The following is a 25776-nucleotide window of genomic DNA, read 5'->3' on the forward strand; positions in this document are numbered from 1 at the left end:
CATCCCTTTTAGCTAAAAAAATACCCCGTTTTCAGAAGGAAAAGGAGTCTGTAGAGTCGTGTTTTTTTTACGTTTTGTTAGTTATGTATGTTAATCGTCTATTATGTCATCCCGTTCTTCAAGTTGGCCCATGGCTTTCCTAACGCCTTCCCACATTGCAATAAGGGCCTTTACCTTCTTTTCAGGATCACTTGCTAGGTCATGGAATAATACCGGGTTCTTTTTTATTTCCTCAAACACCCGATATTCTTCTTCTGTGAGTTCAATTTCTTTATCTGCTACACGAACATGTTTCGTGCCAATTACGTTTGTTTCAGGATGATCTGTGCGGCCTAGGAGATAGTCTACAGATACATCGAATAAATCAGCTAGCTTTTTAAGGGTTTCATAATCTGGTTGTCTAAAGTCTCGTTCGTAGTTCGAAATATTTTGATTGGGGATATTTAACTTTTTTGCTAAAGCTATTTGTGTTAAATCATTTTTTTCCCTTAAAAGTCTTAATCGTTCTCCTAACGTCACGGTTTAACCACCCCTCTTCATCGAATTTTACACAATTCTACAAAACGAATAAAATAAATATACAAAAAGTATAAATAAGTATTGACATATACGAAATGAAGAATTATTATGTGTTCATAAGGTTCTTCGATTCGTATAAATGGGGGGTGAGGAAAATTAAAGTCCATGAGAGAATTCGCCAGGTTAGAAAACATAAGGGAATTACTCAAGTGCATGTGGCAGAAAGCCTTGCAATGCCGGTTCAAACTTATAATAGCTATGAGTTAGGTAGGCGAAGAATTACTGTTGAACTTCTCAAAAATATTTCTTTGGTTTTAAACGAACCTATCGAAATTTTTTTTGAAGAAAATATATACGAATCGAAGAAGTTTGGCGCCTAATTCAGCCTAAATTTTTTTCCATCTCCACTGAAATAACCAACCTAAATTGGAAGGGGGTGAATCACTTGAAAACGACTGAACAGCGTATCGCAGAACTGGAAGCGCGAGTTGCTGAGTTAGAGAAAGCCGCCGAACAAACGACGGCTGATAATAACAATCCACTGTGTGTTTGCTGTAAAGACAAACCTGGAGACTATGAACTGCATGCTACTGATTGGATTTGTGATGACTGTGCCCAATACATGAACGATGCCGGAAATGAGTTAGACACCTAAACCCGGCCCCACAAATAAATGAGCTGTGCAGCTTCGCTTTCCAAAGCAAAGAGCAAATCTTGGTTTACTTCCTGATTTGGATACAAACGATTACGCTGGACATTCAAAACAGCGTGGCAGCTATTTTCTGGTGGATTGGTTGAGTTATTTGAATGGCTCATTAAGGTCAGAGTCGACTTGATGTTATGTGTATCGATTCTTTCATTTTTTCCTTTGAAATATAGCTTGATAAGGTGTGGTTTTCCATCAATTATCAATCCAATTTCAGGGGTAGAGCGAACTAATAAGTTTTCAAACGTCCAATGAGATTTGCCAATATCAAACCATTCAATTTCCTTGCCTTTAACAAACTTTTTATATTGCTTGATCGCTTCTTGATAACCTTTCTTTTTCTTTTGATCAACGATGTTAAGCAAATTGTCTAAGGTCGCAATATCGAGATTATTTTCGTGAATCTTTTTAATCTCGTTTCGCAATTGTCTCCAGTGATCAAAAGCTGGATGGTAATCAGGTTGATACTTTATTTTTCTTACAAAGTTTGTTTTAGCAGCTCCACTCCCTTTTAAAGTGAAGTCTAAGAACTGGGTAAGACCAACTGGAATTTCAGCCATTACATCACTCTCTTTCAATTTGTACTTAGAAGAACACCAGCTCGCCAAAGTCCGGTTCTTCCGTACTAAGTCATTCGACATGGTGGTGAAAAATCCTACAAATTTACTTTCTGCGCATCTTGGTCACCAATATCATCCTCTATTGGAAAGGAGGCAAAAAGTATGGAGGTTGTCCAAACTCTCCGAGCTCATACACATAGAGCAAGGGGGAATGAGACCATGGAAAACCGTCCTTGCTTTGAAACGAAGATAGGAAACACAAGTATCAAGATTCGTTCAGCTCTTCCGTTTATGTCAGAGGAAGAACAAGCCAGGTGGTACCGGGATAACGACTCTCTGCCGGAAGTGCAAATGTTTAAGCAAGCTTGGGCCAGGGCTACCTGGTACAACCACAATAAAAAAATAGAAAAAATGAGTAAGGAGGTACAAAGTGAAACGCCAGCTTGACCCAATAGCAGAATCATCGATCCTGCTTAAAGAAAAATGTAGCGAAGTGATAAACCTTCCTGCATCGCCTCAGAAGCTCCAAGAACTTGACAAACTAGAACGATATGCATCCAGCTTCGTAGAGCACATACAACGTGAGAAGGGAGGTGAACCGAATGGATGCTATTAAATCTACTGTCGCTGAAATGCGAAAAAAGCAGTTCTACTGGCAAAATTATTCGGACATGCAAAACCTCACTATTTCTGAAATGATGGCCCTTGAACGCTGGTTGTGTGTTGCGGAAATGGCTCCTAATTTAGTTGCTTTAAGTAAATGATAACATGGCTATTTTTCAAAAAGGGTGACAAAGGAGGCAGTAGCAATGTCCATCGGTGACAGAATTAGACAAGTTCGCCGTAGCAAAAAAATCAGTCAGCATGAACTTGGCCAGATATTAGGATACGAAAGGTCGGCCGTCACAAAATTTGAAAATGGCAGTAGGCAGATGACTGAGGAAAGTGAACAAAAGCTTTCATCCTGGAATTGGAGGATGGCTTTACGAGTAGCTCAAGAAAGAACAAATGCTTTTGTGGTTGATGTTTTGGATGTATTGAATATCGATCCAGATATCGGTATGGCAAAGGATATCACCTTGAAGGAACTTGAGGAGGCTTTTAAAGCACTAAGCCAATACCGAACATCCCCTATTTACAAACAGCAAGAGGTTGATCCGATAAAAGTAGCTTTTGAACTGAGGGATGCGGGACTTTTCGCAATGGTAATGGCCGGTCTTATTCAGGAAGGTTTGAACATTAGCGCTTCTGAACTGAATACAGCCTACATAGAGCGCTTAAAGTCAGGAACGTTTTAGGAAGGTTGATTTTGAAACAGAGGAGGAATCGGGATGCATGTCATTACAAAAGACTGGCTGGCGATACCGAAAAAGATTCGGCTGTTGATGCTCAAAGCAGTATCTGAACATCAAGCAGAAATAAAGAAAAACCGCCTGCAGCGAACAGACGGCCTAAAAATAATCGGTAATTAAATTTTAACACATTACTAGCTAAATGTCGAAACCTGCGCCCATTGCGGCGCCTGGTCGTCGGGAGATTGGCTACCCGACCTGAAGACCGCATAAGCGGACCTGAGAATACGGTGACAGCCTACAAATTTTTTAGAAAGGAGGACCATATGGAGACTTTCAAAAGATGCACACGCTGCAAAGTAGAGAAACCTCTCTCTGCCTTCAGAAAACGTCCAGGAAGTTTTTTCAAGTCAGAATTAACAGAAAGACGTTCCCATTGCAAGGCATGCGAAAGAGAATACTACAAAAAATACAGGAAGACATCACCAACTTATAGATGGCAAAAATTACAACATAATCTAAAACGATATCCTGACAGTGATGTCACAGCGAAACAACTGAGAGAACAGCTTGGAGCTCCTGAAATCTGTTACCTTTGCGGGTTGCCATTGACATGGAACGATGCGGAATTGGATCACGTTCAGCCGTTAACGAAAGGTGGTAGAACAACAATTTCAAATCTTAAATGGGCTCATAAGAAGTGTAATCGTATGAAACATGATTACCCACTTAATGAATTCTACGAAACACTTAAAGTTATTTATCAACACATGGCTGCTTCTAATTTTTAACACAGAGAAAGAAGGTGAATAACATGAGTGTCAATTTAGGGACAAGCTATCCGCCAGGCATGGAGTCACTTCCATTTGATCATGAGACAAAGCGATGCGCTGGCTGCCATAAACCTATATTCTCTCACCAGGAAACGATTCAAATGCAAGACGAACTGGTGCATCGGAAAAGTCGATGCATGAGATTGATGGCAGACAAGCTGACGGTGTATGGCAAACGTATTGCAGATGTTGCTGACCAGGTAGCTGAAATCCTTTCAAAACGTATGGCGGCGAATCTATCGATCAGTGAGGCAGTGTTTACTCGAGTACTCATCGACCTAGTGGGTATTGACGACGCGGAGGAAATTGGTGATCGGGTGCGCCGGCACACGGTAATCCTGGATACATTCGATCAGTATTATGACGAGCTGGATCGGAAGATTCCCGATACATCGTACGATCCATGGTACGGAACGGGGATGCGGCAGAGTGATTTTGTATAAAAAAAATGACCTGAAGCAACAGGTCATTGACAAGAGATATTTGAGAACGACTACTAGGATTTTACCACGGTTGAACTTTGAAAATCAAATAGGGAGTGAATCGAATGCAAGCAAATGTACTGGCTCGAACGCTAAATATGGGCCGTGACGCCTGGCTTGAAATCCGGAAGGGGGGTATCGGCGGATCTGATGCTGCAGCAATTGCCGGCCTGAGTAAATACGAATCACCGGTTGTTGTTTATCTTGAGAAAATGGGTCAGTTGGATCAGGACGAGCCCGGGGAAGCAGCCTACTGGGGAAACGTTTTAGAGGACATTGTAGCGAAGGAATTCTCCTCTCGAACCGGCTTCAAGGTAAAGCGGTGTAATGCCGTTCTACAGCATCCTGATTACCCGTTCATGCTTGCCAATGTGGACAGACTTATCGTCGGCCAGAATGTGGGCCTAGAATGCAAAACAGCTTCTGCTTACCTTAAAGACTTGTGGGAAGGCGATGAGGTTCCCATGCAATATCTCATTCAGTGCCAACACTATATGGCCGTCACAGGGTTCCAATCTTGGTGGATTGCTGCTTTGGTCGGCGGGAATACATTCGTTTACAAAAAGATAGAACGTGACGAGGAACTTATTTCTCAGCTTATCGATATTGAGAAGAACTTCTGGGAAAATCACGTGCTTGCGCAGGTATCCCCGATGCTGGATGGTTCGGAGGCATCCGGTAATCTGCTTAAGAAAATGCACCCTGCAGCTGAGGAAGGAACAGAAACGGAACTTCCTCTTGAAGCTGATGATTTACTCGAGGAGCTGGAGACAGCGAAACAAGAAGAAAAGGGCGCCAGTGAACGTGTGAAGACATTGGAAAATAGACTCAAGGCCATGCTCGGTAACCATGAGGCAGGACTGGCTCGCAATTATGTAGTGACATGGAAGAACATCGAAAGTCGGCGTATTGATTCCAAAGCATTAAAAGCTGAGCACCCGGACATCTATGAAAGATTCGCAAAATCATCTATCTCACGTCGCTTTGGCGTGAAGGCAGTGAAATAGGAGGACAAGCCTTATGGCTACAAACAAAGATGCAAAACATGCGTTGGTGCAACGAGGCCAAAACGCACCAACTAAGCCGGCTACACCGGAGCAGACAATAGCGGCTTACTTAAAGAAGATGGCACCGGAGATTGAAAAGGCACTACCAAGTCACCTGAATGCCGAACGGCTTGGGCGTATCGCCTTAACAACGATCCGAACTACACCAAAACTACTTGAGTGTAACGTGCCTTCCCTTCTGGGAGCCGTTATGCAGGCTGCACAGTTGGGACTTGAACCTGGCCTTATCGGTCATTGCTACATCATCCCTTATGGAAGAGAAGCGCAGTTCATCATCGGATATAAAGGCATGATTGACCTGGCACGCCGATCCGGTCAGATTCAAAACATCTATGCTCATGCGGTATATGAAGCAGATGATTTCGATTATGAGCTTGGTCTTAATCCGAAGCTGGTACATAAGCCGGCTCCTGGACGGCGTGGTGAAATGAAATACGTATACGCTGTGGCTCATTTTAAAGACGGTGGTTATCAATTTGAAGTGATGGATACAGAAGAGATAGAAAGACGCCGACAGCGCTCAAAGGCAGCCAATAACGGTCCTTGGAAAACTGATTATGAGGAGATGGCTAAAAAAACGGTCATCCGGCATATGTGGAAGTACTTACCGATCAGTATAGAGATTCAGCAGCAGGCAGCTCAGGATGAAACAGTTAGGAAAGATGTGACGAGTGAGCCTCAGAGTGTTTATAGCGATGCGATTGATTTGGAACCGGCAGCTGCCGAAGATATTCGGGAGTCAGAAGGTGGACAGGCTCCTGAAAAGGCGCCGGAAGAAAAGCCAAAGGATGAGCTCGACCAAGCGATGGAAATGAAATTCGAGTAATAATTGGGCGTCTCTGGCGCCTTGGAGGGGAGTTAACGATGTTAGATTGTACAAAAGTAAAAACATATACGCCTATCATTGCTGAAATGACAGGTCCAACTTGTATAAACGCTAACGATGCTATGGCTGAAATAATTGGTCATATGAATGATTCTTTTAGTCATCTAAACCAATCATTGCGCGGGTTAGATAAAGAGCAGTTTGAGTTGGTGCAAAAATTCATTGTTGATAGTCTGCAGATTAATGACTGGATGAACGATGAGTACGTGATGTTCGATATATACAGGTTGCGTGTAGAAACAATGCAGCAATGGCAGTTGGATCAAATGCCTGATTTTGAAGGGTATTGAATAAACCGGGGTGGGGCGCCTGTGCGCTCCTCTCTATCAATCTATTAGGGGGAGTAGGCTATGAAACAAGGGAAGAGACCAACGCGAAAACAGAAAGAAGCTATGCTGTTTGCACGTCTGAATTCTGATAACTGGTTGGTCGCTAAAAGTCTGCCGGACAAGCTTCACATCGTTCATCGCGAGTCTAATCGGGAACGCATTATACCGGCGTAGGGGATTTGTAACATGGACGGATGGATTAAACTACACCGCAAAATTCTACAGAGTGCCATGTATAAACAACTGAATAGTAAGCAACGAGATGTAATGATGACCATACTTTTATTGGCCAATCATCGTTCTAACACTTGGGAATTTAAAGGTGAAATTTACGAAGTAAAGCCTGGTCAATTTGTTACATCACTCGAAAATTTAAGAGAAAATTGCGCCTCTGACGTTTCAATACAGAACGTCCGAACCACTTTGTTGAAATTAGAAAAGCACGGATTTTTAACAAATGAATCAACAATGCGAAATAGGCTGATAACCGTTGTAAACTGGGCGCTTTATCAAGGTGATGATGAACCAACTAACAAAGAGTCTAACCGAGAACTAACAAAGTCTCAACAAAGTCTCAACAAAGTCCTAACAAAGAACTAACAACTAACAAGAATGAAAAGAATTTAAAAGATCTTAATACTCCTACTCCTCCTACGCAAGCACAGGAAGAAAAAAATCCAATCGCTGTTTATGAACAGGAGATAGGGAGATTTACAGACACCATTCGAGACAAAATGATTGATTGGTTAGACGGCGGTTATTTCTATGAACCAGATGCCATTATGATAGCGGCTATTCAGGAAGCAGCCATTTACGAGAAACGATCATGGGCCTACCTGGAACGAATTCTACAGGAGTGCCTGAACAAAAACATCCGAACCTTAGAGCAATTCAAGCAGAAAAAGGCTGAGGCAGCTGCGGAAAAAGAAAAAAAGCTAGTTCATTTGCCGAAAGGAGAGCGAAATGAAAAGCGTGAGGGACCTTCTCTACAATCCAAGTATGAATATCCCTACTGAGGCGCTAGAAACATTCAGACGCCAGTGTGAAGAAGAGGACCGGCTGATGGTAGAACAAATCAAGCGGGCGAACGTAGAAGCAAAACAAGCTAAACTACAGAGCCTTTTCTCTGAAAACAGCCTGATACCGAAAAATTTGCTGACGGCTACTTTTGAAAACTATCACCCGGTAAACAGTAGTCAGGAAGCAGCAAAAGAAAAGTGTGAGGCATATGCGGATGCCTTTGACCGAGAGAATTCGAGAAATCTGCTAATGACCGGGCCCTTCGGCGTCGGGAAATCGCATCTTGCCGTTTCGATTCAAAAAAGGCTCATTGCAAAAGGATATTCCTGCATTTACATCTCCACGCCGAAGCTTCTCACGAAAATCAGGTCCACCTACAACCGGGATAGCGAGCATAGTGAACTGGAACTGCTGGAAATGATAGAGCAAGTTGATTGCCTGGTATTGGATGATATCGGGGCTGAGAACGGCACAGACTGGACAGAATCAAAAGTGTTCGAGTTGGTAGAAGGAAGGCTAGGAAAAGACACGGTTTACACCACCAACCTCGGTGGTGTGCAGCTTGAGAAACAAATTGGAGAACGGAATATGTCGCGTTTGTCACAGGATACACAATGGATTCAGGTGCTTGGAGACGACTATCGCCGTCGAGGATTTGGGAGGACGGGACCTTGAGCGAAGTAGAATACAGCATACCGGCTGATGTACAGCTGGAGGAAGAGCTACTGGCCAGCATGATTTTCGAACCCGAAACGATTGGGGAAGTGGCCGGGGTCTTGCAACCAGAACAGTTCTATTCGGTACCGAACCGGAAACTCTATCAGGAAGTTATCGAGCGATGGGAACAGAATGCGGAATCGATAAACCTGGTGAAGTTGGTACCCATCTTCGAACAGTTAGACATCAGCGCCAGCCACATCACAGACGTTGCGGGCTCAATTGCATCGTTTTGGGAGATCAAACAGCGGGCTGAACGGATTCAGCAGTTGGCAACGCTAAGAAACGCTATGAGGGCCGGTAACCAACTTATTGCCAATGCGCGTAACTGGCAGGCGATGGACCAATCCGACATTCAAAAGGTTGTGGTAGATGCGCAAGCTTCGTTAGAAAAAATCGGTGACAGCAATGTTCGGAACACGATGCATAAGGTTCGAGACGTTGTGATGGATTACGTAGAGAGAATCGGTGATAGGTTAGACAATCCGGATCCGGTGAATGTGATGGCAGGCATCCCAACCGGCCTGGCGGATCTGGACAAGCTGCTGGGTGGTTGCTCACCGACTGAGCTGATTATCTTAGCGGCCCGGCCATCGATGGGCAAGACAGCCCTTATGAATCAGTTCGTGCTGAATATGGCCGGGAGAAGGCCGGGGGCCATCCCGATCTTCTCGCTTGAAATGTCAGCTGAAAAACTGGTGGCTCGGATGATTAACAATCTCGGCAACCTTTCCAATCTCGAAGGCCGAGAGATAACCGAACAGGATTACCTCAAGCTCACCATGGCTGCTGCAGACCTGGCAGAACGGAATATTCTCATCGATGACGAGCCTGGACAGACGGTGGCCAAGATTAAAGCGAAAGCGCGAAGAGTTCAGCAAGAGCATGGCCTGGCTGCCATCTTCATCGACTACCTGCAGTTTATCGAATCGCCGGTACGAGGGATGACCCGGGCAGAGGCTGTGAGCACGAATACAAAGGCACTGAAAAACATGGCAAAGGAATTCGGTGTACCTGTTGTTGCGTTAGCTCAGGTAGGCCGACAGGTTGAACAGAGGCAGGATAAGCGCCCGATGATGTCGGACTTGCGAGAATCAGGGGAAATCGAACAGACGGCAGACAAGATAATGTTCCTCTACCGGGATGATTACTACGACAAAAGTTCGGAGAAGAAAAATATTGTGGAATTGGATCTTGCGAAGAACCGGGATGGACAGACTGGAAAAGTGGAATTAGCTTTCCTGAAAGAGTACGGAAAATTTCTGGATCTGGAGGTGCACCATGCTGAACAAATGGCATGTTTATAACGCGCTGATTGAACATTATCAGGCTACTGGCGAAGTGATGGGGCTGGATGCTTTCCAGCAACGGTTTTTGGGTCTTGTCTCGACCGAAGATGCTGTTGAGGGATTGTACAAGTTTGAAACGTTTCTCGATGCCAGCCGAGGGAAGGTGATGAAATGAAATTTAGCGTGTTAATTCCAGAGAAACCTAGTGGTTCATCTATTATGGCATGTTTTGGAAGCTTAGGAAGCCAAATGGTGAAAGCGGGAATGCTGCAGAAGCCAGTGAAACGGCTGCGAGTGAATCCGGAAACCAAATCCATTGAGATTGAAGTGGAGGACAAGATGAATGAGTGAGAAAAGAAAACGACGGGGTCCAGCGCCTGTTATCATTCCAAAAAAGGTTGCAGATTGGGTTAAAAATACCACTACGGTCGGAAAAGTAAATAGTTGGAAGGTCGGCGGAGCTCACTCTTATAACGAAAGGAAGTAGACAGATGATTACCTTCACAGTATATGGCGAGCCAATCGCCCAGGGGAGACCTCGAGCCACCACCATCAACGGCCATGTCCGTATGTATGACCCGGCTAAGTCCCGGGAGTACAAAGACTACATAAAACTAGCAGCAGCTGATCACGCCCCTACAGTGCTTCTGGAAGGCCCATTATCTCTTGTGGTCAAAGTGTATCGGCCAATCCCTAAAAGCTTTAGCAAGAAGAAAACAGCAGCTGCAGAAACCGGGCAGATACGGCCGACAACGAAACCGGATGCTGACAATTATCTAAAAGGCATCAAGGATGCACTAAAAAACATCATGTGGAAAGATGACAGCCAAATCGTCAGCGTAACGGTCACAAAGTTTTACAGCCAGCGGCCAAGGATTGAAGTAAGCATTGAGACTTTGGAACAGCAAATACAGCAATTATCCATTTGCTAAATGAGAGGGGAAATAGTCATGCCATACATGGAATTCAAGGGTGAAGTTAAGAAAGTGAATTTAAAGCCAAACGGTGAAAAAGAAATTTTACTTGTTGTTTCTGAAAATGAAATGCGAGGCAAGTTGGATTCCGTTTCGGAGATGATCGGCTGCCGGGTGGACATATCACTGGAATCGTTGGTCGTTAACTATACCGTAGAGATCAACGCTCATACAGACGAACCTATGAAAACGTACAAGGTGGATGATAAAGGAGTGGTGCATGAGGTGAGGCCAGAAGGGGAGCAGCTAGAGGCTGATCTCGGCCTTCCAGAAGCGAAGATTCCGACGAAGGAAGTGAAAGAGCAGGCTGAACGTGAAATCATTGACGAGTTTATCCTTAGCGGCCTGGCACCTAGTTATGATGATTTACCGTACGATTTCGCCAATATCGTCAAGCGTCGTTTAGAAGGTGAATCGTACATGAAGCTTGCTTCTGAACTGGAGATATCATCTGGTAAAATTGTCGAGCTGGTGGACGAATACCGTAAGCGTCTGGCCCCTCTTGCGGCTAAGTGGAATGAATGGAGACAAGATAAAGAGCAGCCACAGCAGGAGGCTAAAGAGGAATCAAAATCTGAACCAGCGGAGAATCCTCAAGACAATGATTCAGAGGGAAAGGATGAAGGCGAAGAACAGCAACAGGATGGAGCTGCGTAAGAGCGTTAAATAATCGGTTCCTGCCGGCGTCCTCATGGGCGCTGGTGGATTGTAGAAGGAGAATGAAACAAATGACAAGAGCACAACTTAAAGAATTACGCCGTGCAAAGATAATACATTTGAGCCAGTTGTCTGCATTAGAAAACAGGAGGGACGAAGTAATGGATTTCAATAAGTATCAAGAATTAGCCGAAAGAACAGCAAATAAAAGTGAAAAAGATAGCGATAACTTCCGTTTTGCAAACTTTGGGATGGGAATATCCGGTGAAGCTGGAGAGGTAACTGACCTGCTCAAAAAAGTGGTCTTTCATGGGCATAATTTGGATAGGGAGAAGTTGGCTAAAGAATTAGGGGATGTTCTCTGGTACCTGGCAACCATAGCAACTACGGCTAACCTTTCTCTTGAAATGATAGCAGAGAAAAACATTGAGAAATTAAAACAACGATACCCTGAAGGATTCAGCGAGACGCGCAGCATTAACAGACAGGCTGAAGGAAACTAATATTTAAGCAGAAAATAAATAAACCCTTCTGCAATACAGAAGGGGTGCAAAAAGGGGGGTGTTTGCAAGGTGTTACTATACTATTCCCCCTGGGATAGAAAACTAAACAAAAAATTTCTTCTCAATTAAGAAGGGTAAGGGGGATGGAGAATAACTAGGTAAAGAGATTATTCTAAGTATTACCTAAAACTCGAACATACAAACTGAAAACTGACCTATGGAAATAAAAAAAGCCACAGCATACAGCTGTGGACACAAAAAAGGGTAGAGAACTATGAAACCTAGAAAATAGGAGTTGAAAAGCTACTGTCTACTGTAGCTACAACGCATGAGTATAGCAATAAACCAAAAGTTATAAGCCATTATCAGAAAACGTTCACCTAATCTCCATGATATGCAAATCAGGCAATACAAAATATCAAGATTTATGTATTGATTTCTACAAATAAAGCAAAAGCCCATAGCTGAAACAAGCTATGGACTCTAGTGTCAGGAAAACTTTCGATTAGGAGATGAAAACGAATACTATCGGCATCGTTAACAACAAAAATATTATAACACTTCTGAAAAATAAGAAGCCTTATTCTGAAAATGGTCACTAAATTTTCAATATTAAAGTCAAAACGGCTTAGAAAAAAGTCCATAGTATATAGCTATGGACCCTAAAAAGAATGGAGTTGATTTTGTACAGAGTGAAACATTAACTTACCAGAGTTAACAAAAAGGATTATACCAACTGTTGTCAATGATCGCATGGAGTCACTACGAATGTTCAAGTAATGTTCAAATTAAAGTTCACGCATTGTTCACAAACACATATGGAGTTACGAAAAACTAAAAAGCCCACAGCATGTAGCCATGGACTTTAGTGAGACGAGAGCACAACAGTTGAGGTGTGTGTTGTTACAGTTGCTCGGGTCAGTAAAAGTGATTATAGCATCTATAAAAAAGTAATAAACGTTTTTGAGAAAATATTCACGGAATGTTCAATAGTAAATAAATGTACCCTTTTGCAGTACAGAAGGGAATTAAGGGGAGCAGGTTCAAGGATGTTACCTAGTATTCCTCCATTAATAGATAACTAAAAAAAAATCCCTTCACCAGGAAGGGGGAACGAAATTGACTTGGGTTAATTAAATATACGCCTGTTTTACAGATATATGCAAAAAAAATACCTCTCCTGGGTAGCAGCCAAGAGAGGAAAAACATCGTTTGCGTACATACATTGTACCATGAGCGGGGGGATACAGGGAATGGATACAGTTAAAAAAGAGGTTGTTATCGATGAAAATGGTCGTATTGAGGCAGAAATTGAACCGGGTAAAGTAATGATCTTAATTATAGATGGAACGCAAGGAAAAGTTACAGCTGTAGAAGCAGTACGCCATGGGATGACTTCTGTAGAAACGGTAAAGGGGCGGGCTACACAGGTACATTATGATTCCAAAGAGCTTCTATAAAAACAACAAAAGCCCATAGCTAACCAACTAAGGACTCTGTTTTTGAACTGGTGAGCAGGCATAAAGTAAAAGAGACAAAGGCTACTAAGAACTCGTGGCCTCTGTTGAACGAGAAGGTTGAAACAACTTCAGTCGCATCAACGAAATGATTATAGCACGAGTTTAGAATGCGGTCACCTGGGATTAAAAAAGCCCGTAGCTGTTTAACTACAGGCAAAGAGAAAGATAAGGTTGGATTTTGAACGCGTAATGGAATGAATCCCAATTACAGTATTATTGTATCACTATGGAATAAATAATAAAGGCTTTGCCCTACCAATAGTGTTAGGGATCGTGACAAAGGGAAAGAAAAAAGCCCATAGCATATAGCCATGGACCCTTTAATGTAAGTGGAGTTGATATCAAGAGTTGATAAACGTGCTAACACGTTTCGCAAAATCGATTATAGCACGATAAAAAAGTAATACGTTGAATTTAGACAACGTACACGTGATGTTCAAAAAGACAATTAAAAAGTCCATAGCACCGCTATGGACTCTATATTCAACAAGACAGTTTAGAATGTACATTGCAAGAATTGAGAGTTGCATGCGGAAGCTCTAGAAACTTAGCTTGCAACAAATACATTATAACACGATTTTAGTCAATAAAACGGTGTTTCCAGCAACTAACCAAATAAGGAAGTATAGGGGGTGATAACATAAGTAAGAGTTCCGGTCGATTATGAAGGCGAATCTATGGAAAAACTTATTAATATAACCGAAATTAAAACAAAGCAAGCTTAGTTTTTTGTGAGGGGGTGATTTTCTTATGCAACAGCATCTAATAGATCGCGCAGAACTTGAAGAATGGCTGGAGACTATCGGCCATAAAGTAGGACAAGCCACAGAGATCTTAAATAAGGACAAATAAATCGGTAATCAAATAACCTGTCCAACATTGGGAACCCACGAGGACACTGACAAGATTAGCAGGATAATACCCTGCAGTCTGTTGGTGTCCTCTTTTATTTTGCCATGGAGGGAAGCGGAATGAAACTTAAAGATGATATATCAGGTGAGAAAAAGAAACGCAAAATTAATTCAGCTTCTAAAACAAAATGCAAAAATAAAAAACCTAAAAAAGGTCAAACCAAGAAAGAAGATCTATCATTTCGTGATTTTGAACAAATGATGCGCAAAGGACGAACGTACAGCCGGAGCAAAGGCGGAGCTATCCGCCAGAAACGATATTAGGGGAGGGACGAACAATGAATCAATCTAATGAAACTTTTCTGGAACGTGTTTGCTCAAAATGCCCAGGTACACAGTGGGGAAAGTCTAGTATGTGCCGCATACATGATATGCATATAGGAAAAATAACTGCCTGTCAGCAGTGGGACGAGTACCAGGTAGCTCAGCTGAGGGATCATGATGGACAAGTTGCCTTCCTTGATTTAGAGCCCGCACTGGAAGCTGTGCAGCGTGTGGAGCAGGATTTGCGAGATTATCGTTGGATGGCAGAAAAGGTTCAAACGCTGCAGAGTAATGAGGAGCAAGAAAAACAGTATTCAGGCGCCGGAACGGCACAATATGGTGTAGAAGCATCCCTTCCTAAGGCGCAGGGTGTCAACTCAGATGTAACCTATCGAGAGGCGCAGAAGCTTCTCAGAAACTGGGAACGTATGAAGCGATATGAACGAAAGGTGAAGAAGCTAGAAGAGGCTGTTCGCTCTCTCAAGGATGAAAGGGAGCGTACACTCGCAGAAGGGATTTTGGACGGTGAGAAACTGTATCAAATTGCTCAGCAGCTGAATGTCAGCAGAACAACGGTGGATACAATTCGTCGCTCCATGGTTCGTAATTTAGCTTGGGCATTATATGAAGACGAGATGAGGGAAGGCCTGCCGGCATAACGGTGGGTCTTTCCTCATATATTTTTATATAAATGTATTTTGGGATTGGATATTATATAGAAAAATGAACTGTAAAAATGATAGAATATATCAGATTGTTAAGGGCAAACTTATCGAAAGGTAAGGACGCAAAACTATAGGAGCTTATGTCTTTGGACATGCTAGCCAGTTGCAAGGGGGTAAATCATGAGAGAGAAAGATGAAAAATTAATATCTGCCTTAGAGGAGTTTCTTTTCTTATTAAAAAAATATCCGGATGACGTAAGGAATGTTTCCGAGTTCAGAAACTACCTGCGAACATTTTTAAGACTAAATTCCGGTAATGATACGCTTCCTACAATAGAAGTGGTAACTGTTATAAAATATGAGAAGCCACTGATTTTTAAAGTAATGCAAGAAAGTAAAGAAAATTGGTTGCATTTTCTTACTCATGCCGTGATGGATATTGATGAAGCTAGAAGTAGACTTGATACAATTTGGAACTCTAAATCGAATTAATTACTTTCTTAAAAGTGTGTTAATGTGAAAAATAGACGAAAGAAATAGAGCTGTTCCCATGAGGGGCAGCTTTTTTGTTTTGCCTTGTAGGGATTTAACTTTACATTTTGGACAAAACTTTACAAAGTGGACATTGCTTTACAAACTAGACTTTACTTTACATTCTGGACGTTTTTTGCGGATGAAGTATGTGGCGTGTTATGCTTGGCGCAGGAAAGAAATAAGTGAGAGGCCGTTCCAAGATGATCCGTCCTTTTTCCATTTTACTTCAAGGTCTTCTATGTGGCTATTTATGGCGAAAAACGTAATTAATCATAATTTCAGTTTAAATAAGCAATAAGATGCAGTAAAATATCCCTGTTTATAAATGAAGATAGGAGTTATGATTTATGTTAAAACAACATTCAGGGATAACAAATAGTAGGATAAACATGTTAAGAGACTTATACACTCACTACTTAAAAAATGGCGAAAAGCCAAAAATTGTGTTGCTAAATAAAAAAGATAATACGTACTTAACTTATAGGTATTTTGCTCAAATGAACTTCGTTAATTTTGAATGTAAAGGAAAAGATGAGTATCATATATCACTACTTCCGTTGGGTATAGACAAAGTTAAAAAATTGAATTGTGACAATCAATAGTAAGCGAAGGGGCCGCTCCTAAATGGAGCGGTTTTTTGTTGTGCTTGAAAGGGGTGAGAAAGATGTGAAACGCCGTACTAGAGCAGAAAAAAGAGAGTATAAGAAGCAGTTGGAAAAATGCCGGACATGCCCATGGGGAACAAAATTAGCCGGCAAGATTATGTGTATTCGGATTACATGTGTAAAGGGAGATGAAAACAAATGACAGAATATGCATACATGAGCAAATCAGGGACAATCCATATTGTTGACAAACGATCCGACGCTGAAGAAGCAAGTGTTAATGGCAAAATCGTTGAAACGAATCTACCGCATCGTGGTGGTTATGAAATCGATGCGGCAGGTGAAAATCTGATCGCTGAGGACGGAGTGGTACATATTGATGATGCGCACTCTGCACCTGTTAGTCTTGATCGATTCCCGGAACTTAAGGCGCTGTATGATAAAGTGAAATAATTTTTTAATGTATAAGTGTATGCCAGGCCTTACAGCCTGGCGTTGGCTGCTCAACAAAATAAATATGTGGTCGGGTTGAGTGGCGAACGGTGGGTTGGAATAAAATAGTATAACTTTATAGTGAATTGTACTTTCCTTCTTTATACTCTTTTACCCAACGATATATTATAAAGCTGTTTATTTGATGTTTTCTAGCTATGGAGCTTGGGCTTTGTGTCTGCAGGACTTGCCTTATGACCTCGCGTTTAAAATCTAACGAATAATGTTTTCTAGTCAAGATAAAAACTCCTTTCGATAGTCCGGCCATCATAGTCATTAGAAAACCTTAGATCCGTGACTTTGTGTCCTTATCTTTCGATAAGTTTACCTTTTCGATGGTTATATTTTCATGGAACAAATATAGCAAACAAATATTAACACAATGTAAAGACTCAAAAAGGGTTTAAATATCCCTCTTTGACGCAATTAAATATCGCATGGGCTGCTAACCCAAAAAAGAAGTTGCGAGGTCCAGCGCGACCGTTGGAATTCTTTTTATTTTGTATACTAATCAACTTATGGTATTGGGTTAGTAATTTGTCTAAAGATTGACTGATTAAAACAATTTCAGGGTCAGATAGGGTTTTATCTTTTGTAGCTTGATTTAATTCTTTGCGAAGTTCCTCGATCCTCTTAAGAAGAGCCAATTTATCGTTCATCTAATTGTCCTTTTTGGGTATTTGGTAATTTTGTTACCTCATAAAGCACAGTTCAAAACTGAGCAATGTAAATGGGTTGTGGCTTTTGCATCAAAATAGCTGGTTTTATTACACTTTTGGAGGTGGGTGATATGACATGAGCGACCCTGTAAATACCCGTTCCTTTCAGAACAACACACCGGAAGCCGTAAAAGTATCAGTGGAAGTGAAGCCTGGCGAATCAATTAAAGCGTTCCGGCCACGCATATTCAAGAACTTCGACTTCACAATGGTTTTCCATGCCAATAACCGTGATCTGGTCCGGAATAAGAAGCTAAGCGATGACGAAAAGTCATTGCTTTTTTCTTTGCTTATTTATCTTGATTATGACCAGTACGTAAAGGATGAAAGTGCCATGTTTTTCAATGTGAAAAGGGTAGCTGAACTTTTAGGATGGAGTCGTCAGCGTGCCGGCCGGGTTCTGGATGGTCTGTGCAGCCATTCAAAACGGCTGCTTGCCTACACTAAGATAGGGCGGGAAAAGTATTACATGCTCAATCCTCATTTTATTTTTCGAGGGGATACTTCCAGCATGGATACGGCCATCAAGCTTTTTGAGCAATCAGCTATTGACAATGCAGAAAGCGATGTTCTCGGAGATGGAAGCTGAATCCAATATGTTACGGTAGCATAACTTATATGTTACGCTGGCATAACATATTTTTTCGAAAAAACCCAGTAATGGCGCTGGTTTTCGAACTTTGCCCTTTCTTATCCCCTATTGATGGGGGTTATTTCACTTCATGTTTTAGGAGTGATATCGAATTAACAAAGTGTAGCAGCGGAAAAATAGAGCCAACGAGGCCGATGGGACCTAACCGGTTTCAAGGCCGAGGAAGGCTAAAGCAAGCGAAGCGCGGTAGAGGAAAACTATGAAATTACACAAATAAGAAACCCTACCGATAAGTAGGGTCAAATACTTTTCTTCATACCACACTTTCTGCATTCTCTAAGGAAAACATAATCTTTAACAGAACTTTTGAAGTGAGCGTTACCGCAGTTATCGCACCGGCCACTGACAATATCAGGTTGTTCCTTATAATCATAAATAATGTTGGTGTCATAACCTTTATATTCTTCTGTTTGGTTTTCAGTACTCAATGTGATCACCTTCATGTTGAATTTAACTTTATACATTTTAGCAGATTAATAATGAGGGAGGTAGGTGGGGATGTAAATGGCCAGACAGCGCGATCCCAGAAGAGAAAAGGCATTTGAGATATTCAGGGAGAAGAAGGGTGAAATAACCAATAGAGCCATTGCTGAGCTGCTGAGCCTTCCCGAAAAAACAATTGGAGGATGGAAGTCAAAGGACAAATGGCTAGAAAGATTGTCTCAGAAAGCGAATGGAGTACTCCAATCGGATGGACGTAGTATTCCAAAAAATACGGAGTACTCCAAAAAGAAAAAGAGCAGGCCAAAAGGCAAATTTCCTCCTCCCAGTGAAACTTCCATGGAGAAGGCGGAAGATGTTGATTTACCGCCAAAACAGCAGCTTTTTGTACATGAGTACCTGGTTGATTTTAACGCTACACAGGCTGCTATCAGGGCGGGATATACTGCCAATTCAGCAAGAATCACAGCTTCAAAGCTACTAGCAAAGGCTAACGTCCGAAAAGCGGTGGCCCAGCTCATACCGGGACTTCGGCAACGCATGTCAGAAGACAGTCGCATTGCCTACTTGGCTTTGTGGAACCAGCTGCACGAGATTGATCGTCAGCTGGCCGACCATGACGAGGCTCAAGAAAAAGTTCGTGAGTTGAAGGAAGACTACATGGATGCTGTGATAAAGGAACAGGAAGAAAAAGTCTTGAGGCTGCGCCTGGAGATCGGGCTATATACTGACCGAATCATGCGGCATGGAAACTGGGTGAAGGCTCAGGAATTACGCAGAACCATACTGCAGGACATTCTCGACCGTGGCGGTTACAAGCAGCTGGATTTGCTTGCTGATGATCCGGACAAGCTGCAGTTGGCGAGGAACAAGGATCGCCGGGAAGAAGAGAAACTGCAGATTGAACGCGAAAAACTGGCGCTTGAACGTTCTAAAATTGAAGAGCGTGAAGATGATGAAGTTGATGGCTTAGACTCTCTAGCAAAAGCTATTGAACAGAGTAACAAGATGTTCGGTGGTGAGGAATAATGGCGTTTGAATTTAAACCGTTTAGCCTAAAGCAATTAGATGTGATCTGCAACGCTAATGCGTTTATCAATATACTTGAAGGCGCGGTGCGATCAGGTAAAACGATAGCTTCTCAAATCGCCTGGGTTGAATTTATGCGTACCTCACCGCATGATCGTTTTCTCATGAGTGGCAAAACGGTCGATACACTTTATCGCAATGTAATTGAAGATATTATCAAAATATATGGGCGTAGTCGCGTACGGTATATCAAATCTTCCAGCGGTGGCGCGCAACTAATATTCACTTTTAAAGTAGCTGGCAAGAAAGTTAAAAAAATAGCATATTGTGTAGGCGCACACGATGAACGAGCTGAGGAACGTATTCGTGGTATGACAGTCGCCGGATGGTACGTAGATGAAATCACACTGCATCCTGAGTCGTTTGTTAAGCAGGCGATCAACCGTATGTCATTGCCTAAATCACGGGCTATATGGACTACAAACCCTGATTCGCCTTATCACTTTATCAAGACGGAATTTATTGATAAGGCAGAAGAAAAGGGATACAAAGTATGGCACTTTGATTTGGATGATAACCTTGCGCTTGATGAAACGTACAAGGAAAATGTCAAGAATGCTTATTCAGGCTTGTGGTACAAGCGTATGATTCTCGGTCTTTGGGTTCTAGCAGAAGGAACCATATACGATATGTTTGATGAAGACGTTCATGCTATTGATCAGGCGCCAGAGAACATTGAGCGTTTTTATGTCGGAATCGACTACGGAACTAAAAACCCAACAGCTTTTGTGCTGGTTGGTCAAAAAAATGGTTGCTTGTACGTTTTAGACGAGTATTACTACAACGGAAGAGAAATAGGCAGGCAAAAAACTGACATGGAGTATAGTGTTGATTTTCAAAGATTCGTAGCAGATATAACATATCCGCTTATTGCGATTGATCCCTCCGCGGCATCTTTTATTGCCCAACTCCGAAAGGATCGTGTATCAAACATCCGGAAAGCAGATAATGCAGTTCTGGACGGTATACGGCATGTGAGTAATTTGATAGCCAAAAAACGTCTATTTGTTATGCGCAAATGCAAAAACCTTTTACGCGAATTCTCCTCTTATGTGTGGGATGAGAAAGCGGCCAAAAAAGGCGAAGATAAGCCACTTAAAGATAACGACCATGCGTTAGATGCTTTACGCTACGTCATTATGATGGCGAAGGATTCATTAAACGGTGTTATGGGTATTCGTGGCGCTGGAAGAAACGCCACAGCAGATATCAACTGGTAATCCAGAGGAGGTGAGAACGTGGAAGAAACCTACAGGCCGCAGATTGGGCAGATAGGTTCGCAGTTGTACACTACGTTTTTTCTATTTAATAACTGTATATCCAATCCAGATGATGTAAGTGTATTTGAATATGAAAGAATGCTGGATACGGATGAAACAATCGCTGTCGGCATCCAGTTCCTCATCTCTTCCGTCTTGATGAAGTTGGGAGAATACCAAAACGAATCTAATCCGAAGATCGCTAATTTCGTTAACGAATGCTTTGAATCGATGAAAGGAAACCTGCATACGGCGGTGGAAGAGATGCTTTCAGCTTTGTGGGCGGGCTATTCCGGAACGGAGATTATTTGGAAACCGGATGGAAACAGGATAGTCATTGAAAAGCTGGCCACCTATCATCCTTATACGGTTTATATCAAAGTTGACCCGATGACCGGTGAGTACCAAGGATTCAGCCAGTGGCGCAGGTATGCGGGTAGTCCGGTTGACATTCCACCGGAGAAAGCAATCCTTTATACGTACAATAAGCGGTTCGGCAACCACTATGGCAAAAGTATCTTAAAGCCACTCAGGAAGAACTGGCTCCTGAAGGACCCGATTCTCAAAATGTGGGCCCGCGCGTTGGATCGTTTCGGAACACCACTTATTGCGCTTTATTTGCCTGATGAGTTAGCTGATGATCCGGATAACCCCGGCCACCAGGTTACCCAAATGGAATTAGGTGAGCGAATCCTAAGGAACCTACAAAACGGAACGGGGATCACGTTACGTAGCGATCCAAACAACGCCAGTAAAGCTGAAGCTGTGACTAATGTGGGGTCAGGAGTAGGAGATGCATTTGAAAAAGCGGTTCAGTATTTCAATAAAATGATTCTACGTGGAATGCTCGTTCCTGCCCTGGTGTTCGATGAAGGGCAAAGGTCGGGAAGTTATGCGTTAGGTCAATCCCATTTCGGTATTTTTAACCTCGGAGTTACTGGAATCTATGGAGGTGTTACCGAAACATTAATAGAGCAGTTGATAAAGCCGCTGGTAGACTATAATTTTGGTCCGCAGAAAAATTATGGACAGTTTGTAGAAAATGAAATTGAAAGCGAAGATATGAAGCTACTGGTGGATGGTTTTCTTTCTCTTACTAACGGCGGTTATTTGGATCCGCAAATCCAGGAGGATTTCGATGAGGTTCGCATGAAAATGGGGCTTCCGCAGCGTAAGGTGGTGACGCCAGATGAAAAAGTGGCTGCCGTCGCAGAAGACACGTATGCTCGTTACACCCAGGACGGTGGAGTTATCGGAGACCCGCTTGCACAGAAAGATGATGCGGGACCTCATGAAACAGGACAAACAGACGCTAAGACGGCTTAAGGCAACCCTCTCTCAGCTGATTGTACTGCCTAGCATTTACACTTATCAGCAGGCCATTTCATGGCATCCTGCACATTCTGGAACGCTAGGTAGAATCCTTACGGATAACTCTCGTGACGCTTTCTCCAGCGGCCAGGCTACAGGCGAGGTACTTGTTCACTACCTGCATAAACGGTTCGACCACCGTAAGCTTGCCGATTGGCAGCCATCGTTTCGCAAAATTATTCGTTTGGCTGCTGATGATAATAACAGTGATGATGAGGAACTTCCTCATTGGCAACAGGACACCTGGTTCAAACCGCATGAAGCTATTAGAGCGTTAGAAGCTAGGCAATTGGTGCTGGCCGGTAACTGGGAATCAGACATCATCACAAAGGTTAAACAAATAGCTATTCACCAGCTCCAGGGCATGCCCCGTAAAGAAGCTGAGCAAGCTATTGCCGAACTACTGCGTGTGAACATGAACCGCGCTGAATTAATCGTTACTACAGAGACGACTTATGCGTACAATCGCGGTCGTCTTTCTTCATTTCATGCGAATGATGTGGATTACGTAAGGTTCTCAGCGGTTATGGATGCCAGGACAAGTCCTCAATGTCGCAGCCGTCATGGATTAATAATGGGGATGGATGATCCGGCACTACCCGGGAATACACCACCGCTTCACGGCCGCTGTCGTTCGTTATTGACGCCCATATACTCTTCTTATCAGCCGGAATTAATTACTCCGCAGTTTCTTGATTGGAGCAATGTTAATCCTATACCGAAGGGATGGAGAACAGGATGAAGCCAAAAGAAAGTATACAAGCTGAAGAATAGGGATCAGAACGAGACTAATACTATGAATAAGTTTGGTAAAACGGTAATTCTGACTCTTTCTGCATTAGGGAGCGAAGGTATGTTTCGAAAAATTCTGTTGCTTACGTTTCTGTTGGTTAGCTGGCAAAGTAATAGCGCAGGCGCGGTAGGAAATATCCACTCTATCCCAGTGGATATTATGATTGACGTGGGTCATGGTGGTATCGACGGCGGAACATTGCATGGAAATTTATTAGAAAAAGATATAAATCTGGAGATAGCCAAAGAATTGTACAGGCAATTGGCGAACTACGGCTATCATGTCGTTTTAAATCGAACAGGCGATTACGCTCTTAGTGACGAAAACAAATGGCTAAAAAATCCTTCGCGTCATAAACGGGATTTGGCGCAGCGAAAACATTTGGCTGTCGAACTGCCTCCGCAAATCCTGATTAGTCTGCATGTAAACTGGTCGCGAGATTCATCGGAACGCGGAGCGGATATTTTATACCAAAAAAACAATCAAAGCTACATGCTGGCTGATATTCTCCAGTACCGGCTTAACGAATTTTACAATATTAAAGATCGACCACCGAAAGGCGCTAAATACTATTTGCTAAAACAGTCTGTATGTCCAACTGTTATCGTGGAAATGGGCTATATCAGTAATGCACAGGACAGAGTACTACTGACGAACCATACTGGGCAAAAACAACTTGCTAGTGCCATCTGTACAGGCGTTAATGAATATTTTCAGCTTGTAGGTAGGATAAACTCACCCCCGATCAATGAATCGTGGATAGAAATCTGGAAGCGATGGTGGCGAAGACATTAAGTCATTTCATTTGAAATGGCTTTTTATTATGTCTGAAGGGAGGTGAACGAATTGGATGGAATGCTTAAAATCCCGTTTTTTCGGCTGGGAACTTGGAATCATCCGCAATATGGGAAGCTTGAAGGCACCCAGCAAATGTTCTCTCAAATGATTGAAAACTTTAAAAACAATGTGCTGGGCCGCCCTCCTTTTGTTCGTGTCGGTCATGATAAACCCAATAGCACAACATTTGGAGGGGTCGAAGCGCTCGGTTGGGTGAAAGAGATTGTGGAGGAAGAAGGTGTGTTGTACGGCCTTGCGGACCCCACAACGCCTGAAGTACAGGATTACATTCGAAATAAGAAATATCGTTTTGCCAGTGCTGAATACGACCCTGATTACATCGATAAAGAATCAGGGAAGAAGATGGGGCCGACTCTGCTGGCCATTTCTTTAACAAATGAACCGTTTTTAACGCGTCTGCCGGAAGCCAGGGTGCTATCCGATCAACCAGACGCTTTTTTTATGGACTTTAAAGAGGAGGAAAAACAAGTGCCAAACAACCAAAATCAAACGAATGATGAAGTTGGATTCTGGAGAAGCCTTGCAATGGGATTTGCAAGTGCTTTTAAATTATCAGACCAACCAGTGGCACCACCTGCGGCCCCAGCTCCTGCACCACAACCTGCAGCAAATCCTGATGGCGGCGTTCCGGCAGGTGGACAGCCAACGTCTGCTGCATCAGATGTCAATGCTCTGCTTGAAGAGGAGCGCAAAAAGCGTGAGGACCTGGAGGCCAAGCTAAAAGCTCTGGAAGAATCCCAGCAAAAACAAACGGAGCAAGTGCTTTCCGATAAAAGGGAAGCACAAGTAAATGCCAAAGTGCAGGAATTAATCGGTAAAGGCGTGCCACCAGCAATGATTGACCCGATTAAAACATTTGTTCTTTCTCAACCGCTTGAAGTAACCAGCAGCACCATCAAGCTGGCAGAGGGAAAAGAAATGAGTTACATCGATAGCGCATTTGCTCATCTTGATAATCTGCCAGAAAGCGCCCGTGTACAGTTCGGACAAGCTGGCGGTCAATCTTCCGCTACGCCTGAACAGCGCCAGGAAGAAATGGTGAAGCTGTGCGATCAGGACGTGCTTGAAAGTGGCGGTAAAATCGAAAACGGAAAGTATATTCTTTAATCAAGAGGAGGGATAATGCATGAGTGATTTTCAACAATATCCATACGGATACATGAATACACCAGGTGCTTATGATAGCGAAACGTTTATCGATAAGCAGATAACCTATACCGCGGATGGTGCGAAACATAAGTTTCCGATTAGCTTGGCGCCGCTGACCGGCGACCTTGACGCTGGCGTAGTGCTTGGCTTGACAACGGCTGATGGCTTGTATCGTCCGGTTCGTCGCACAACATTAACAGCGCAGGCCGCGGTTCCTGCTGCCGGTTCAGCTCAAACGCTCAAAGTGCAGGATATAACACCATTTAAAGTGGGCGATTCGCTAACAGTGATGGCGAACGATGGAACCCAAAAGCAGACTGTTGGTGCCATTACCGCAATTGATTCAACTACCAATACGATAACCGTCACTACTGCATTAACAACTGCGGTCGCAAGTGGCGGTTTTGTTTTTGTAGGGGATGGATCAGAAGTTGCCCTTGTTATTCTTGCTCAGCCGATTCCAGACGGACCCGCTTCGAAAACTGCCACGGTTTTTGTTGGCGGAGTATTCTTCACAGATCAACTAATCGGTCTGGATGACCTGGCTAAGAAGGATTTAATGGTCCGCCAACCGCTGCCTAACATGACAATTATCCCGGTGTAATCCCGGCTACTTAAGA

General features: G+C 43.0%; 43 protein-coding genes and 2 riboswitches. Of the genes, 38 read left to right on the forward strand and 5 right to left on the reverse strand.

The features are described from left to right. Positions 1–90: 90 nt before the first annotated feature. Entirely contained in the window at positions 91–519 is a 429-nt protein-coding gene (locus PP175_RS05390; RefSeq protein ID WP_272441777.1) for a helix-turn-helix domain-containing protein, read from the reverse strand. A gap of 146 nt (positions 520–665) precedes the next feature. Here PP175_RS05390 and PP175_RS05395 point away from each other — a divergent pair, with 146 nt between their 5' ends. Continuing rightward, positions 666–899, forward strand: coding sequence for a helix-turn-helix transcriptional regulator (locus tag PP175_RS05395; protein WP_272441778.1), 234 nt, complete (start codon positions 666–668; stop codon positions 897–899). 65 nt (positions 900–964) lie between these two features. Continuing rightward, the gene (locus PP175_RS05400; protein ID WP_272441779.1) at positions 965–1174 is read left to right on the forward strand and encodes a hypothetical protein; all 210 of its coding nucleotides are present in this window, start codon (positions 965–967) and stop codon (positions 1172–1174) included. Here PP175_RS05400 and PP175_RS05405 read toward each other — a convergent pair. Continuing rightward, positions 1171–1785 carry a hypothetical protein gene (locus tag PP175_RS05405; RefSeq protein WP_272441780.1) on the reverse strand — a complete coding sequence of 205 codons (615 nt, stop codon included), beginning with the start codon at positions 1783–1785 and terminating at the stop codon, positions 1171–1173. The genes PP175_RS05400 and PP175_RS05405 overlap by 4 nt on opposite strands. Positions 1786–2004: 219 nt before the next feature. Here PP175_RS05405 and PP175_RS05410 point away from each other — a divergent pair, with 219 nt between their 5' ends. From PP175_RS05410 to PP175_RS05545, 28 genes are all read left to right on the forward strand, one after another. After that, the gene (locus tag PP175_RS05410; RefSeq protein WP_272441781.1) at positions 2005–2232 is read left to right on the forward strand and encodes a hypothetical protein; all 228 of its coding nucleotides are present in this window, start codon (positions 2005–2007) and stop codon (positions 2230–2232) included. Further along, positions 2216–2401, forward strand: coding sequence for a hypothetical protein (locus PP175_RS05415; RefSeq protein ID WP_272441782.1), 186 nt, complete (start codon positions 2216–2218; stop codon positions 2399–2401). Before PP175_RS05410 ends, PP175_RS05415 begins: the two co-directional genes overlap by 17 nt. After that, positions 2388–2549 carry a hypothetical protein gene (locus PP175_RS05420; RefSeq protein ID WP_272441783.1) on the forward strand — a complete coding sequence of 54 codons (162 nt, stop codon included), beginning with the start codon at positions 2388–2390 and terminating at the stop codon, positions 2547–2549. Before PP175_RS05415 ends, PP175_RS05420 begins: the two co-directional genes overlap by 14 nt. 45 nt (positions 2550–2594) lie before the next feature. Then, positions 2595–3083: a helix-turn-helix domain-containing protein gene (locus tag PP175_RS05425; RefSeq protein ID WP_272441784.1), complete on the forward strand. Its 489-nt coding sequence runs from the start codon at positions 2595–2597 to the stop codon at positions 3081–3083. Positions 3084–3116: 33 nt separating this feature from the next. Beyond that, entirely contained in the window at positions 3117–3257 is a 141-nt protein-coding gene (locus PP175_RS05430) for a hypothetical protein (protein ID WP_272441785.1), read from the forward strand. 146 nt (positions 3258–3403) lie between these two features. Further along, positions 3404–3868 carry an HNH endonuclease gene (locus PP175_RS05435; RefSeq protein ID WP_272441786.1) on the forward strand — a complete coding sequence of 155 codons (465 nt, stop codon included), beginning with the start codon at positions 3404–3406 and terminating at the stop codon, positions 3866–3868. Between the two features lie 23 nt (positions 3869–3891). Next, the gene (locus tag PP175_RS05440; protein ID WP_272441787.1) at positions 3892–4353 is read left to right on the forward strand and encodes a hypothetical protein; all 462 of its coding nucleotides are present in this window, start codon (positions 3892–3894) and stop codon (positions 4351–4353) included. Between the two features lie 104 nt (positions 4354–4457). Continuing rightward, positions 4458–5399: a YqaJ viral recombinase family nuclease gene (locus PP175_RS05445; RefSeq protein ID WP_272441788.1), complete on the forward strand. Its 942-nt coding sequence runs from the start codon at positions 4458–4460 to the stop codon at positions 5397–5399. Positions 5400–5412: 13 nt separating this feature from the next. Continuing rightward, the gene (gene recT / locus PP175_RS05450) at positions 5413–6285 is read left to right on the forward strand and encodes a recombination protein RecT (protein ID WP_272441789.1); all 873 of its coding nucleotides are present in this window, start codon (positions 5413–5415) and stop codon (positions 6283–6285) included. 38 nt (positions 6286–6323) lie between these two features. Then, on the forward strand, positions 6324–6635 hold the full coding sequence (locus PP175_RS05455) for a hypothetical protein (RefSeq protein ID WP_272441790.1): 312 nt from the start codon (positions 6324–6326) through the stop codon (positions 6633–6635). Positions 6636–6695: 60 nt separating this feature from the next. Continuing rightward, positions 6696–6848, forward strand: coding sequence for a DUF6906 family protein (locus tag PP175_RS05460; RefSeq protein WP_272441791.1), 153 nt, complete (start codon positions 6696–6698; stop codon positions 6846–6848). 12 nt (positions 6849–6860) lie between these two features. Continuing rightward, positions 6861–7274 carry a hypothetical protein gene (locus PP175_RS05465; RefSeq protein ID WP_272441792.1) on the forward strand — a complete coding sequence of 138 codons (414 nt, stop codon included), beginning with the start codon at positions 6861–6863 and terminating at the stop codon, positions 7272–7274. An 80-nt stretch (positions 7275–7354) separates the two neighbouring features. After that, on the forward strand, positions 7355–7690 hold the full coding sequence (locus tag PP175_RS05470; protein WP_272443194.1) for a DnaD domain protein: 336 nt from the start codon (positions 7355–7357) through the stop codon (positions 7688–7690). Next, complete coding sequence (locus tag PP175_RS05475; RefSeq protein ID WP_272441793.1) at positions 7638–8369, forward strand: ATP-binding protein; 732 nt, start codon at positions 7638–7640, stop codon at positions 8367–8369. Before PP175_RS05470 ends, PP175_RS05475 begins: the two co-directional genes overlap by 53 nt. Further along, positions 8366–9718 (forward strand): replicative DNA helicase, encoded by a 1353-nt coding sequence (locus tag PP175_RS05480; RefSeq protein WP_272441794.1) that lies wholly within the window; start codon positions 8366–8368, stop codon positions 9716–9718. The genes PP175_RS05475 and PP175_RS05480 overlap by 4 nt, the downstream gene beginning before the upstream one ends. After that, positions 9693–9875 (forward strand): hypothetical protein, encoded by a 183-nt coding sequence (locus tag PP175_RS05485; RefSeq protein ID WP_272441795.1) that lies wholly within the window; start codon positions 9693–9695, stop codon positions 9873–9875. Before PP175_RS05480 ends, PP175_RS05485 begins: the two co-directional genes overlap by 26 nt. After that, on the forward strand, positions 9872–10051 hold the full coding sequence (locus tag PP175_RS05490) for a hypothetical protein (RefSeq protein ID WP_272441796.1): 180 nt from the start codon (positions 9872–9874) through the stop codon (positions 10049–10051). The genes PP175_RS05485 and PP175_RS05490 overlap by 4 nt, the downstream gene beginning before the upstream one ends. Next, entirely contained in the window at positions 10044–10187 is a 144-nt protein-coding gene (locus PP175_RS05495; protein ID WP_272441797.1) for a hypothetical protein, read from the forward strand. Before PP175_RS05490 ends, PP175_RS05495 begins: the two co-directional genes overlap by 8 nt. 4 nt (positions 10188–10191) lie before the next feature. Further along, a complete protein-coding gene (locus PP175_RS05500) occupies positions 10192–10632 on the forward strand; it encodes a RusA family crossover junction endodeoxyribonuclease (RefSeq protein ID WP_272441798.1) in 441 nt (146 codons plus the stop codon). Between the two features lie 18 nt (positions 10633–10650). Continuing rightward, positions 10651–11331 (forward strand): 2-methylcitrate dehydratase, encoded by a 681-nt coding sequence (locus PP175_RS05505; protein ID WP_272441799.1) that lies wholly within the window; start codon positions 10651–10653, stop codon positions 11329–11331. Between the two features lie 161 nt (positions 11332–11492). Further along, positions 11493–11834: a nucleoside triphosphate pyrophosphohydrolase family protein gene (locus PP175_RS05510; RefSeq protein ID WP_272443195.1), complete on the forward strand. Its 342-nt coding sequence runs from the start codon at positions 11493–11495 to the stop codon at positions 11832–11834. A 1253-nt stretch (positions 11835–13087) separates the two neighbouring features. Continuing rightward, positions 13088–13294, forward strand: coding sequence for an XtrA/YqaO family protein (locus PP175_RS05515; RefSeq protein WP_272441800.1), 207 nt, complete (start codon positions 13088–13090; stop codon positions 13292–13294). Positions 13295–14325: 1031 nt separating this feature from the next. Next, positions 14326–14529, forward strand: coding sequence for a hypothetical protein (locus PP175_RS05520; RefSeq protein WP_272441801.1), 204 nt, complete (start codon positions 14326–14328; stop codon positions 14527–14529). A gap of 14 nt (positions 14530–14543) precedes the next feature. Continuing rightward, positions 14544–15188 carry a LuxR C-terminal-related transcriptional regulator gene (locus PP175_RS05525; RefSeq protein ID WP_272441802.1) on the forward strand — a complete coding sequence of 215 codons (645 nt, stop codon included), beginning with the start codon at positions 14544–14546 and terminating at the stop codon, positions 15186–15188. A 93-nt stretch (positions 15189–15281) separates the two neighbouring features. Continuing rightward, a riboswitch (cyclic di-GMP riboswitch) is annotated at positions 15282–15365 on the forward strand. Positions 15366–15374: 9 nt separating this feature from the next. Next, positions 15375–15686, forward strand: coding sequence for a hypothetical protein (locus PP175_RS05530; RefSeq protein WP_272441803.1), 312 nt, complete (start codon positions 15375–15377; stop codon positions 15684–15686). Positions 15687–16075: 389 nt separating this feature from the next. Then, on the forward strand, positions 16076–16330 hold the full coding sequence (locus PP175_RS05535) for a hypothetical protein (RefSeq protein WP_272441804.1): 255 nt from the start codon (positions 16076–16078) through the stop codon (positions 16328–16330). A gap of 22 nt (positions 16331–16352) precedes the next feature. After that, on the forward strand, positions 16353–16535 hold the full coding sequence (locus PP175_RS05540) for a hypothetical protein (RefSeq protein ID WP_272441805.1): 183 nt from the start codon (positions 16353–16355) through the stop codon (positions 16533–16535). Beyond that, positions 16532–16786, forward strand: coding sequence for a hypothetical protein (locus PP175_RS05545; protein WP_272441806.1), 255 nt, complete (start codon positions 16532–16534; stop codon positions 16784–16786). The genes PP175_RS05540 and PP175_RS05545 overlap by 4 nt, the downstream gene beginning before the upstream one ends. A gap of 115 nt (positions 16787–16901) precedes the next feature. On the opposite strand, the gene PP175_RS29845 is transcribed toward PP175_RS05545, so the two are convergent. Further along, positions 16902–17102 (reverse strand): transposase, encoded by a 201-nt coding sequence (locus PP175_RS29845; RefSeq protein WP_442870422.1) that lies wholly within the window; start codon positions 17100–17102, stop codon positions 16902–16904. Further along, positions 17077–17164, reverse strand: a riboswitch (cyclic di-GMP riboswitch). Its footprint overlaps the gene before it by 26 nt. A 53-nt stretch (positions 17165–17217) precedes the next feature. After that, on the reverse strand, positions 17218–17484 hold the full coding sequence (locus tag PP175_RS05550) for an aspartyl-phosphate phosphatase Spo0E family protein (RefSeq protein ID WP_272441807.1): 267 nt from the start codon (positions 17482–17484) through the stop codon (positions 17218–17220). A gap of 136 nt (positions 17485–17620) precedes the next feature. Between PP175_RS05550 and PP175_RS05555 the strand changes: the two genes are divergently transcribed. Beyond that, a complete protein-coding gene (locus PP175_RS05555; RefSeq protein ID WP_272441808.1) occupies positions 17621–18133 on the forward strand; it encodes a hypothetical protein in 513 nt (170 codons plus the stop codon). Positions 18134–18435: 302 nt separating this feature from the next. Here PP175_RS05555 and PP175_RS05560 read toward each other — a convergent pair whose 3' ends face one another. Continuing rightward, entirely contained in the window at positions 18436–18624 is a 189-nt protein-coding gene (locus PP175_RS05560) for a DUF8096 family protein (protein WP_442870423.1), read from the reverse strand. Positions 18625–18700: 76 nt separating this feature from the next. Between PP175_RS05560 and PP175_RS05565 the strand changes: the two genes are divergently transcribed. Genes PP175_RS05565 through PP175_RS05595 form a run of 7 tightly spaced genes read left to right on the forward strand, consistent with a single transcriptional unit; the run spans position 18701 to position 25760 of the window. Beyond that, positions 18701–19666, forward strand: coding sequence for a terminase small subunit (locus PP175_RS05565; RefSeq protein WP_272441810.1), 966 nt, complete (start codon positions 18701–18703; stop codon positions 19664–19666). Next, complete coding sequence (locus tag PP175_RS05570; RefSeq protein ID WP_272441811.1) at positions 19666–20946, forward strand: PBSX family phage terminase large subunit; 1281 nt, start codon at positions 19666–19668, stop codon at positions 20944–20946. Before PP175_RS05565 ends, PP175_RS05570 begins: the two co-directional genes overlap by 1 nt. 18 nt (positions 20947–20964) lie before the next feature. Continuing rightward, complete coding sequence (locus PP175_RS05575; protein WP_272441812.1) at positions 20965–22311, forward strand: phage portal protein family protein; 1347 nt, start codon at positions 20965–20967, stop codon at positions 22309–22311. Beyond that, positions 22277–23098: a minor capsid protein gene (locus tag PP175_RS05580; RefSeq protein WP_272441813.1), complete on the forward strand. Its 822-nt coding sequence runs from the start codon at positions 22277–22279 to the stop codon at positions 23096–23098. Before PP175_RS05575 ends, PP175_RS05580 begins: the two co-directional genes overlap by 35 nt. Before the next feature lie 54 nt (positions 23099–23152). Further along, complete coding sequence (locus PP175_RS05585; RefSeq protein WP_272441814.1) at positions 23153–23944, forward strand: N-acetylmuramoyl-L-alanine amidase family protein; 792 nt, start codon at positions 23153–23155, stop codon at positions 23942–23944. A gap of 60 nt (positions 23945–24004) precedes the next feature. Further along, positions 24005–25114 carry a phage protease gene (locus PP175_RS05590; protein ID WP_272443196.1) on the forward strand — a complete coding sequence of 370 codons (1110 nt, stop codon included), beginning with the start codon at positions 24005–24007 and terminating at the stop codon, positions 25112–25114. Positions 25115–25133: 19 nt separating this feature from the next. Then, a complete protein-coding gene (locus PP175_RS05595; RefSeq protein ID WP_272441815.1) occupies positions 25134–25760 on the forward strand; it encodes a hypothetical protein in 627 nt (208 codons plus the stop codon). The last annotated feature ends 16 nt before the right edge of the window (positions 25761–25776 follow it).

This window comes from Aneurinibacillus sp. Ricciae_BoGa-3, from assembly GCF_028421645.1.
Lineage (GTDB): Bacteria > Bacillota > Bacilli > Aneurinibacillales > Aneurinibacillaceae > Aneurinibacillus_B.

Coding starts and splice junctions, on each gene's coding strand:
- PP175_RS05550 (WP_272441807.1), bottom strand. CDS start 17,484: ATGAACGATAAATTGGCTCTTCTTAAGAGGATCGAGGAACTTCGCAAA.
- PP175_RS05490 (WP_272441796.1), top strand. CDS start 9,872: ATGAAATTTAGCGTGTTAATTCCAGAGAAACCTAGTGGTTCATCTATT.
- PP175_RS05505 (WP_272441799.1), top strand. CDS start 10,651: ATGCCATACATGGAATTCAAGGGTGAAGTTAAGAAAGTGAATTTAAAG.
- PP175_RS05585 (WP_272441814.1), top strand. CDS start 23,153: ATGAATAAGTTTGGTAAAACGGTAATTCTGACTCTTTCTGCATTAGGG.
- recT (WP_272441789.1), top strand. CDS start 5,413: ATGGCTACAAACAAAGATGCAAAACATGCGTTGGTGCAACGAGGCCAA.
- PP175_RS05425 (WP_272441784.1), top strand. CDS start 2,595: ATGTCCATCGGTGACAGAATTAGACAAGTTCGCCGTAGCAAAAAAATC.
- PP175_RS05500 (WP_272441798.1), top strand. CDS start 10,192: ATGATTACCTTCACAGTATATGGCGAGCCAATCGCCCAGGGGAGACCT.
- PP175_RS05435 (WP_272441786.1), top strand. CDS start 3,404: ATGGAGACTTTCAAAAGATGCACACGCTGCAAAGTAGAGAAACCTCTC.
- PP175_RS05405 (WP_272441780.1), bottom strand. CDS start 1,785: ATGGCTGAAATTCCAGTTGGTCTTACCCAGTTCTTAGACTTCACTTTA.
- PP175_RS05475 (WP_272441793.1), top strand. CDS start 7,638: ATGAAAAGCGTGAGGGACCTTCTCTACAATCCAAGTATGAATATCCCT.
- PP175_RS05440 (WP_272441787.1), top strand. CDS start 3,892: ATGAGTGTCAATTTAGGGACAAGCTATCCGCCAGGCATGGAGTCACTT.
- PP175_RS05455 (WP_272441790.1), top strand. CDS start 6,324: ATGTTAGATTGTACAAAAGTAAAAACATATACGCCTATCATTGCTGAA.
- PP175_RS05520 (WP_272441801.1), top strand. CDS start 14,326: ATGAAACTTAAAGATGATATATCAGGTGAGAAAAAGAAACGCAAAATT.
- PP175_RS05410 (WP_272441781.1), top strand. CDS start 2,005: ATGGAAAACCGTCCTTGCTTTGAAACGAAGATAGGAAACACAAGTATC.
- PP175_RS05510 (WP_272443195.1), top strand. CDS start 11,493: ATGGATTTCAATAAGTATCAAGAATTAGCCGAAAGAACAGCAAATAAA.
- PP175_RS05485 (WP_272441795.1), top strand. CDS start 9,693: ATGCTGAACAAATGGCATGTTTATAACGCGCTGATTGAACATTATCAG.
- PP175_RS29845 (WP_442870422.1), bottom strand. CDS start 17,102: ATGACTATGATGGCCGGACTATCGAAAGGAGTTTTTATCTTGACTAGA.
- PP175_RS05445 (WP_272441788.1), top strand. CDS start 4,458: ATGCAAGCAAATGTACTGGCTCGAACGCTAAATATGGGCCGTGACGCC.
- PP175_RS05460 (WP_272441791.1), top strand. CDS start 6,696: ATGAAACAAGGGAAGAGACCAACGCGAAAACAGAAAGAAGCTATGCTG.
- PP175_RS05535 (WP_272441804.1), top strand. CDS start 16,076: ATGTTAAAACAACATTCAGGGATAACAAATAGTAGGATAAACATGTTA.
- PP175_RS05595 (WP_272441815.1), top strand. CDS start 25,134: ATGAGTGATTTTCAACAATATCCATACGGATACATGAATACACCAGGT.
- PP175_RS05570 (WP_272441811.1), top strand. CDS start 19,666: ATGGCGTTTGAATTTAAACCGTTTAGCCTAAAGCAATTAGATGTGATC.
- PP175_RS05430 (WP_272441785.1), top strand. CDS start 3,117: ATGCATGTCATTACAAAAGACTGGCTGGCGATACCGAAAAAGATTCGG.
- PP175_RS05565 (WP_272441810.1), top strand. CDS start 18,701: ATGGCCAGACAGCGCGATCCCAGAAGAGAAAAGGCATTTGAGATATTC.
- PP175_RS05525 (WP_272441802.1), top strand. CDS start 14,544: ATGAATCAATCTAATGAAACTTTTCTGGAACGTGTTTGCTCAAAATGC.
- PP175_RS05590 (WP_272443196.1), top strand. CDS start 24,005: ATGCTTAAAATCCCGTTTTTTCGGCTGGGAACTTGGAATCATCCGCAA.
- PP175_RS05465 (WP_272441792.1), top strand. CDS start 6,861: ATGGACGGATGGATTAAACTACACCGCAAAATTCTACAGAGTGCCATG.
- PP175_RS05580 (WP_272441813.1), top strand. CDS start 22,277: ATGAAACAGGACAAACAGACGCTAAGACGGCTTAAGGCAACCCTCTCT.
- PP175_RS05555 (WP_272441808.1), top strand. CDS start 17,621: ATGAGCGACCCTGTAAATACCCGTTCCTTTCAGAACAACACACCGGAA.
- PP175_RS05540 (WP_272441805.1), top strand. CDS start 16,353: ATGGAGCGGTTTTTTGTTGTGCTTGAAAGGGGTGAGAAAGATGTGAAA.
- PP175_RS05420 (WP_272441783.1), top strand. CDS start 2,388: ATGGATGCTATTAAATCTACTGTCGCTGAAATGCGAAAAAAGCAGTTC.
- PP175_RS05530 (WP_272441803.1), top strand. CDS start 15,375: ATGAGAGAGAAAGATGAAAAATTAATATCTGCCTTAGAGGAGTTTCTT.
- PP175_RS05515 (WP_272441800.1), top strand. CDS start 13,088: ATGGATACAGTTAAAAAAGAGGTTGTTATCGATGAAAATGGTCGTATT.
- PP175_RS05545 (WP_272441806.1), top strand. CDS start 16,532: ATGACAGAATATGCATACATGAGCAAATCAGGGACAATCCATATTGTT.
- PP175_RS05495 (WP_272441797.1), top strand. CDS start 10,044: ATGAGTGAGAAAAGAAAACGACGGGGTCCAGCGCCTGTTATCATTCCA.